We start from the raw sequence: 6,295 nt of genomic DNA, 5'->3' as shown, positions 1-6,295 counted from the left end.
CCTTGTCGGTGCGGATGGCCGGCTGACCCCGCGCGGATCTGCGGTGAACTTTCTGCAGGTGGTGGCGCGGGTGGAGCCGGTGGCCGAAGCGCTGTGCGCCAAGCGCGCCATCGTGCGCAAATGCGATTTCAGGATCGTGGTTGATGACCGCCTGGAACAACCGCCGAACGCCTTTCAGACCGTGGATCGGTATGGCCGCCCGATCGTGGGCTTTACGCTTGCGCTGATTGCCGACGCGCGCAACGTGGACGAGCTGGCCTTCGTGATGGGCCATGAGGCCGCGCACCACGTGCTGGGACACATCCCCAAGCGGGCGGATCAGGCACTTTCGGGGGCGATGCTGGCGGGTGTCCTTGCGCAGGCGAACGGGCTGTCCCCCGACGAAGTGCGCGCCGCGCAGTCCCTTGGTGCCGAGGTTGCCGCGCGCAGCTATTCCAAGGAGTTCGAACTGGAGGCCGATGCGCTGGGCGCGGAAATCGCGGTGCTGGCGGGGTTTGATCCGGTGCGCGGATCAGCGTTCTTTGACCGTCTGCCCGACCCCGGCGACAAGTTTCTGGGCACCCACCCGCGCAATTCCCAGCGCAAGGCGCTGGTGGCGGCCACGGTGCGCCGCCTGACGGCACCTTGATTCTGATCAAGGTGAATGGCACACCAACGGTGCAGGATTTCCGTCAAAGGGCGGCTGGCCGCCGATGTGGGAGGGAGTGCAGCAATGATCGGTTATCCGGAGGCACATCGGGCCTGGTGGTTGACGCGCGGCATGGCGCGGATCAGCGGTATCAACCTCAGCAAGGCGGTGGTTGACGGCTGGCTGCGGCGCAGCGAGCTGTCGGGCATCATCGCCCGCTGCGCGGCTTGCGGGTCAAGCGAAGCGTGCGAGCAATGGCTTGCCCGGTCAGGCGCGGCACGCTCGATGCCCGACTTTTGCCCGAACAAAGCGGAAATCGAGTCGCTGAGCGGGTGATGGTGGTCCTGCGCACCGCAAGCTAAGATCACCCGGTCAGGGCCGGGGTCGGGGTGTGATGCGCATAGAGGATGTTGTCCGGGATCGCGGTTCGCGCTTTGGCGTGGCCCTTGCGCCGGTGGCGGGGCGGGCCGGGGTGCAGGCCTATCTTGCCGATCTGGGGCAGATCAAGAAATATGCCAAAGCCACCCACAACAGCTGGGCCGTCATCCTTTCTGACGGCGGCACACAGAAATCTGACGATGGCGAAGCCGGGGCCGGTGCAATCATCCTGAAGATGCTGGAGCGCGAGGGTCTGGTGGACCATCTGATCGTGGTGACCCGTTGGTATGGAGGGGTGCATCTGGGCGGTGACCGTTTTGCCCATATCGTCACCTGTGTGCGCGCCGCACTTGAGGCCCATGCCCCGCGCCCTGACGAAGTGCCGGGATCAGCCAAGCAACAAAGGACGCAGCTGAAAGCCACACAGCCGGGGCGTTCGTGACGGCGCGTTGAGTTTTGATGCATGCAACAGTTGCAATGTATTTTTTGCAGGGTACTTGCTACCATCCCGGGGCGGACCAGATCCGCGAAAAACAAAATGGGACAGAGAAAATGAATGTTTCGCGCAACTTCCTTATCGCGGGAGCAGTCTATCTGATTGTCGGAATTGTGCTTGGCAGTTACATGGGCGCGTCAGAAGATCATACGTTGTTACCGGTTCATGCGCATATCAATTTGCTGGGCTTTACCCTGATGACGGTTTTCGGGTTGGCCTACCGGCTGATCCCGCAGATGGCACAGGGCTGGATGCCAAAGGCGCATTTCTGGCTACACCAGATCGGCACATTCGTGTTGTTGGCGGGTCTTGCCCTGATGATGAGCGGAAAAATGGACGGTTCCACAATAGGGCCCGTGTTCCCGGCAATGGAAGTCGCCATTCTTGCGGGCGTATTGATCTGGCTGGCCAATCTTTGGCGCAACGCCTGACAGCGACGAATTCCAAGCCCCGGTGCCGCCCTTTTCCGCAAGGCTCGACCGTGGTGCAAGTTGGCGATAGCGTCACCCTTCTGTGACAGGGGGGTGACGATGTCAGGGGTTTTGCAATCCGAACTGCGCCGGATCGCCAACACGGTGATCTGGTCATGGGACGGCTGGCGCGCGGCATGGGCCAGCGAAAAGACGCTGCGGCAATGGACGGTGGTCAATGCGCTTTCGGCGGGGCTGGCGTTCTGGCTGGACCTTGCGGCGGGCGAGAGGGCGATGATCCTGGCGCTGGGGCTGCTGGTTCTGGCGGCAGAGCTGTTGAACACCGCGATTGAGGAGGTGGTGGACTATGTATCCACCGCCGAGGACCCCCGCGCCAAGAAAGCCAAGGACTGTGGTTCGGCCGGAGTGGCGCTGGCGGCCTTGGCGGGCGGGGTCGCGTGGGTGGTGGTGTTGGTGGGGTGACGATGTGCCAATGCGGCCCATTGGCCTTAGTCAGCGGTGCCCGGCATCTTGTGCAAGTCCATCGGAACCAGACTGTACAAAAGATCCTGTGGATCAGCGGACAGCTCAGTCTCACAAGCCTTGCGCGATTTTGCACGCTCCTTCAGTTCGGTCAGCCGTGGCCAGCTGTCATCCGACATCGAAACATCTTCCGGGCAACCCTCCGGCTGGGTGAGGCCACCTTTACAAAGCGCATCCAGCACGCGGATCGACCGGACTGTCGGGCAGACGATGCGAGTGTTGAACTCTTCGCGGTCAAAAGCGGGTTCACCCGTGGCGTCCATCGCATCAAGATTGCGCTTGTCCAGCCCTTCCCAAAACATGCGGTTAAACGACGCCAAAGTTCTGACGTAAGAGGGTTTATGGTTGGCATAGACCACGGAATTCACAAAGGCCGCCCTGATATGATCAGCATCCGCCAGGGTCATGGTGGAGGCATCCCGAAACATGTCCAGGTAAAAGCCGAACCGCGACCAGGCGTCTGGATCATAGGGTGCCACGTCGAACAAGGCGCCGAAGCGGGCCTCGACCTCGTCTCTGGGATACTCTGATCCGTCCGCCTGACGCTGCATGAGCAATGCGTCGATATAGAGCATCAGCGCGATCCCATCACCGGGATCGAAATCACTTTCAGCGCGCATTCGCGGAATGAGCGTGCCAAGGGCTGCCTTGGTTCGCGGACCAACGCCGGAGATGTCTGACTTTCCCTCAAGATCATCCCACCGGCGGAAATGGTGCAGCTTCATCTCCTCCGATGACTGAAGCACGCGCAAGATCGTCACCGCCACGGCCTTTGGCACCCGCCCCGAAATGGCAAGATCCAGCCGTGGCCCTGCAAGAACCGGATGATCGACTACAACGACCTGCTCTCTGACCGCCTCACGCGTCTGCCATGAGTAGTTCGCGGCAAACACCACGTCGAGTTTGCAGATTTCGACGGTGTAATCCTTTACGTCTGTGACTATGGCGGCCCACTCGTCGCAAAGCGCGTAGCCGTACTCTTCCGATCCGCCCCATTGCGGTGCAAGCGCAGATGCCGCGATGGTCAGGCTTTGGCGGGTGGGTGCGATGGCCATGACGCGCTGAATCTCATCCGGGACAATACTGTTATGGCCCAATGTCATCGAAACCCGCATCCACAGATCCGATGCGGGAATGAGGGTCGGGTCAGCCGACAATGCAGCTAACGCCAAGGCTTCGGCTTCGGTATGCATGGCAAGCATACGCTCGCGCGCTTGGGGATAGATGGCGCTCCATTCAGAGGTGCCGCGCATCTTCCAGCCGGTGGAATGAAGCGACATACCGCGCGCTGTCATGGCCTTGGGGTCATCAGGTGTTTCGGCAAGCATCGCTTCGCTGAACGCCGCAACCACCGGGTCCGAGGTTCTGAAGGCCGCGAAGGCCATGCGTTGGGCGGCCAAATCGGGCGAGGCGAGCAATTGGCGCACTTCGGCCATCTTGCCGGCGTGGATCAGGGTCCAGGCATCGAACTTGCCATCTGCACGCAAGGCTTGCGGCGACAGCGCTATCAGAATGGCGAAAGCAAACAAGGGCAACGAGACAAGCTTTGACTGACGCATGCTACGATCCTGACCAAAGAGACATGCTTGATGAAGCGTTCAACGATGGCGAAGTTAAGGCACCCTCACTGCCTTCACAGACCAAGATCGATCTCGGAAAACAAAAGGTCCTCTACCGTTTTTTCGCGTTATGCGGTGCAAGCACCCCGGGCTGTGATTTTTTCCAACAGACTGTATTCGCCAGACATTTCGTCTGCAGGAGATGGGCCCGACGACCTGAAGCAGGCCTCAAGACCCTCTTCACTACAGGAGCAAACCAACTCCAGAAGACGCAGGGCGCGCACATAGGGGCACGCATAGACATCGTCAAGTTGCGCTTGACTTTACGGCAGCGGCGATCCGCTTTCTGCCTGCAACCTCAGGCCTTCAGGCCCATATTTCGCGGCTGAAACCAACCTGCCCAGCCGTTCGGACTGGTCGTTCGAATAGATGGCGGCGTTGACGCTGAGCGCGGGATTCCAGCGGCCAGAGTCCAGCGCGTCCGGGAACTGATGGATCAGATATTGCCCGCCGAGCAAAAGCGCCTTGACGTTGCGAGGCGACATTTCCAACCGACGGAGTGCGCGATCTTCCATTTCAGCGGAGTTGCGCGCGTCCGGCTCCATAATCTTAGCAGATTTCTCTTCGACGTCGGGGCATTGGGATTGGCGTCCAGACCAGATGTCTGACGAGCGAACAGAACCTCGACATCGAACAGATAGCCAAGGGTCAGAAGGCCATGGGGGCTGCCGGGGTATCGGTCTGCCCCAAGCCGCGCCTTGACCAAATCTTGATCTCTGCATCCATCTTGTCCCGATGACCGCTGAGTTGGCCGATCAGGATCACCGCGTCCGAGGCCGGAAGAAACCCTGGCGCAAGCTCTGACGCATGGGCGGCCAATACGAAAGCCTCATCGAACATTTGATTGGCCAGCCTGAGCGAAGGCGGTCAACTGTTTTGGACGCTGTGTTCGCCCCGCTCTACTTGACCGGAATTGAACAAAGACCACGCCCGAGCGGTCAAGGCGACCGGGTTTTCAGGCTCCTCTTGGGCCTAGGTCTCGGTAAAGCGAATGGTATCGGGATGCATCGCGGAAAGTGCCTACATCAGATCCTGTTGCAGGGTGATGTCGGCTGTGCCGGTCACGATCGCCTCGGCCCCGCCGGTGTTGCCGGCATAGGTCAGTTGCAGGAGGTCGGAGATCGGATCGGCGTTGGCCCCCCGTGGCCAGAACAAGTGCGATTGCGGCAAGGATACCATTGCGGATCAAAGGTACACCATTGAAATGAGAGGCAGCCTCTCAAAGCAATGCCTGCAGCCATCGATTCTGAAACCCGGATTTCAGCTTTTGTCAGGCAATACTGCCCCACAAGTCATATTCGCCGGCCTCATCCACCGTCACGTTGACGATATCGCCGGGTGCCAGCCCTTCGAAGCCGTCATCGATGAACAGGTTTCCGTCGATCTCGGGAGCGTCGGCTTTGGTGCGGCAGGTGGCGCCTTCCTCGTCGACCTCATCGACGATCACCTCTAGCACTTTTCCAACCTTTGCGGCCAGTTTCGCTTCGGATATAGCCTGCGCCTTTTCCATAAAGCGATCCCAGCGGTCTTGCTTGACCTCTGGGGCACATGATCCGGCAAGGCGTTGGATCGCGCCCCGGCGACGTTCTCATATTGAAAGCAGCCAACCCGGTCCAGTTGCGCCTCGTCCATCCAGTCCAGCAGGGTCTGGAACTCGGCCTCCGTCTCGCCGGGGTAGCCGACGATGAAAGTGGAGCGGAGCGTGATGTCGGGGCAGATCGCGCGCCAGGCAGCGATTTCGTCAAGCGTCTTGGCGGCAGCCGCCGGGCGGGCCATGCGGCGGAGGGTGTCTGGATGCGCATGCTGGAACGGGATGTCGAGGTAGGGCAGCACCAGACCTTCGGCCATCAGCGGGATCAGGTTGCGCACATGCGGGTAGGGGTAGACGTAGTGCAGGCGGACCCAGGCGCCAAGCTTGCCCATCTCGCGCGCGAGGTCGGTGATGTGGGCGCGGACCTCGCCGCCTTTCCAGGGGCTGAGGTCATGCTTGCGGTCGACACCGTAGGCAGAGGTGTCCTGGCTGATCACCAGCAGTTCCTTGACCCCGGCCTTGACCAGTTTCTCCGCCTCGCGCAGGACGGCGTGGGCGGGGCGGGAGAGGAGTTTGCCGCGCATGTCTGGGATGATGCAGAACTTGCAGGTATGGTTGCAACCTTCGGAAATCTTGAGGTAACTGTAGTGGCGCGGCGTCAGGGTCACGCCCGTTGCGGGCAGAAGGTCG

At 60.7% G+C, this 6,295-nt stretch carries 9 protein-coding genes and 1 pseudogene; 5 read left to right on the top strand and 5 right to left on the bottom strand.

From position 1 onward, the window contains the following. Window positions 1-22: 22 nt before the first annotated feature. From RMO18_RS18020 to RMO18_RS18000, 5 genes are all read left to right on the top strand, one after another. Window positions 23-628, top strand: a complete 606-nt coding sequence (locus tag RMO18_RS18020) for a M48 family metallopeptidase (protein WP_309667784.1) — start codon at window positions 23-25, stop codon at window positions 626-628. An 84-nt stretch (window positions 629-712) separates the two neighbouring features. After that, on the top strand, window positions 713-964 hold the full coding sequence (locus tag RMO18_RS18015; protein WP_309667783.1) for a DUF6455 family protein: 252 nt from the start codon (window positions 713-715) through the stop codon (window positions 962-964). Window positions 965-1,022: 58 nt separating this feature from the next. Continuing rightward, complete coding sequence (locus RMO18_RS18010) at window positions 1,023-1,448, top strand: YigZ family protein (RefSeq protein WP_309667782.1); 426 nt, start codon at window positions 1,023-1,025, stop codon at window positions 1,446-1,448. A gap of 35 nt (window positions 1,449-1,483) precedes the next feature. Continuing rightward, complete coding sequence (locus tag RMO18_RS18005) at window positions 1,484-1,933, top strand: hypothetical protein (RefSeq protein WP_309667781.1); 450 nt, start codon at window positions 1,484-1,486, stop codon at window positions 1,931-1,933. A 99-nt stretch (window positions 1,934-2,032) separates the two neighbouring features. Then, window positions 2,033-2,395 carry a diacylglycerol kinase gene (locus RMO18_RS18000; protein WP_309667780.1) on the top strand — a complete coding sequence of 121 codons (363 nt, stop codon included), beginning with the start codon at window positions 2,033-2,035 and terminating at the stop codon, window positions 2,393-2,395. Window positions 2,396-2,421: 26 nt separating this feature from the next. Here the strand turns inward: RMO18_RS18000 and RMO18_RS17995 are convergent, their stop codons facing one another. The 5 genes and pseudogenes from RMO18_RS17995 to rimO all read right to left on the bottom strand — a co-directional run. Beyond that, on the bottom strand, window positions 2,422-4,014 hold the full coding sequence (locus tag RMO18_RS17995) for a hypothetical protein (RefSeq protein WP_309667779.1): 1,593 nt from the start codon (window positions 4,012-4,014) through the stop codon (window positions 2,422-2,424). 323 nt (window positions 4,015-4,337) lie between these two features. Continuing rightward, the gene (locus tag RMO18_RS17990) at window positions 4,338-4,619 is read right to left on the bottom strand and encodes a hypothetical protein (RefSeq protein WP_309667778.1); all 282 of its coding nucleotides are present in this window, start codon (window positions 4,617-4,619) and stop codon (window positions 4,338-4,340) included. Window positions 4,620-4,722: 103 nt separating this feature from the next. Then, a complete protein-coding gene (locus RMO18_RS17985) occupies window positions 4,723-4,914 on the bottom strand; it encodes a hypothetical protein (RefSeq protein WP_309667776.1) in 192 nt (63 codons plus the stop codon). Window positions 4,915-5,094: 180 nt separating this feature from the next. Next, complete coding sequence (locus RMO18_RS17980; RefSeq protein ID WP_309667774.1) at window positions 5,095-5,244, bottom strand: hypothetical protein; 150 nt, start codon at window positions 5,242-5,244, stop codon at window positions 5,095-5,097. 100 nt (window positions 5,245-5,344) lie between these two features. Then, a pseudogene (gene rimO / locus RMO18_RS17975) lies at window positions 5,345-6,295 on the bottom strand (30S ribosomal protein S12 methylthiotransferase RimO); the annotation flags it as partial.

It is taken from the genome of Tabrizicola sp., assembly GCF_031377265.1.
GTDB lineage: Bacteria > Pseudomonadota > Alphaproteobacteria > Rhodobacterales > Rhodobacteraceae > JAUYQR01.
The sequence above is the reverse complement of the archived record's forward strand: the minus strand, read 5'-3'. Positions and strand labels throughout refer to the sequence as shown.